This is a genomic window from Carnobacterium sp., from assembly GCF_032094055.1.
Classification (GTDB): Bacteria; Bacillota; Bacilli; order Lactobacillales; family Carnobacteriaceae; genus Carnobacterium_A.
This window is the reverse complement of record NZ_DAMDAK010000056.1, coordinates 14,134-15,239: the sequence shown is the minus strand read 5'-3', so window position 1 is coordinate 15,239 and position 1,106 is coordinate 14,134. Positions and strand designations below refer to the sequence as shown.

Genomic DNA, 1,106 nt, shown 5'->3' with positions numbered 1-1,106 from the left:
GATGCGACAAGATCAGTTGGCCTAGTTCCGTTTCAAAGAAACGTACGATATTGGTTTTGTCAATTTTGTAGGCTACTTTCTCCTGGAGCATGCCTCGGCTAATTAAATCCTGAATCAAAGCTTCAACAGATTCCTTAGAGACCGGCTTTGTTAAATCAATTGATTGCATCACAAGATGAGTGGCGGTTCCAATTTCAGCATTTGTAGGAACGGTCACTTCAGCCATAAATTTAGGACGAGCTAGCCGGTCTTCTACATACCGATTTTGATTTCGTGGTTGATTGATATCGATCTTTACCATTTGGCCATCGTCTGGTTCTTCAAAGAGACGCTTGATTTCAGAAACTGATTGATAGCTGGTAGTATGTGTCGCTTTTTCAAACCGATATTCATAATTCATCAATGTTAGAGCTTCATTTAAAGAGGCTTGTTCTTGTTCAGAAAGTTTATTGGCTGCACTGGCAGTATCAAGCTTTTCAATCCAGTGTTCATCTATTTCTTGGTCTTCTTGTATCAATTGTTCTTGTATCATAGTCTCATTATAGAAATGCACAGAAAACGTTGCAGGGTGTTGACTGATTGTCCGGTTGTTGGCAGTAACAGATAGAAAAGGGTTTTGACCATTGGGATGGCGAATCAACGATAAGCCGATCCATTTCATCAAACTGTTTGCTGTAAAACGAATGTCATTTGGTAAAACAGTTGGTTGATGAGCACTGATAATGCCCCATTCTTTCCAAGCAGCTTCTGCATTTTTATAAGAGCCAACTAAAAATAATTTCTCTTCAGCACGTGTCAATGCAACATATAACTTGCGCATTTCTTCTGATAATAATTTTGTTTTCTGCTCTACTTTTAAAGCAACTTCCGGCAAAGATTGGTAACGAATCCGCCGTTCTAAATCTTTGATATCCGTTCCGACTCCATATTCCTCGTTAAAAAGATAGCCTTTTCGAATATCCTGCAGATTAAAACGTTTCGTTAAATCCAGTACAAAAACAACTGGAAATTCTAGACCTTTACTTGCGTGAATGGTCATCAACCGAACCGCATCCTCATCCATGTAAAGAGCTGTAGACTCAGCTAGGTCTTTATCCTTTTCCTGC

Annotated in this window: 1 protein-coding gene; it reads right to left on the bottom strand. The window is 39.2% G+C overall.

Annotation, left to right across the window (positions count from 1 at the left end):
- Positions 1-1,106 (bottom strand): 3'-5' exonuclease (locus RT405_RS09155; protein WP_313469211.1); only part of this gene is annotated, 1,106 nt, incomplete at both ends.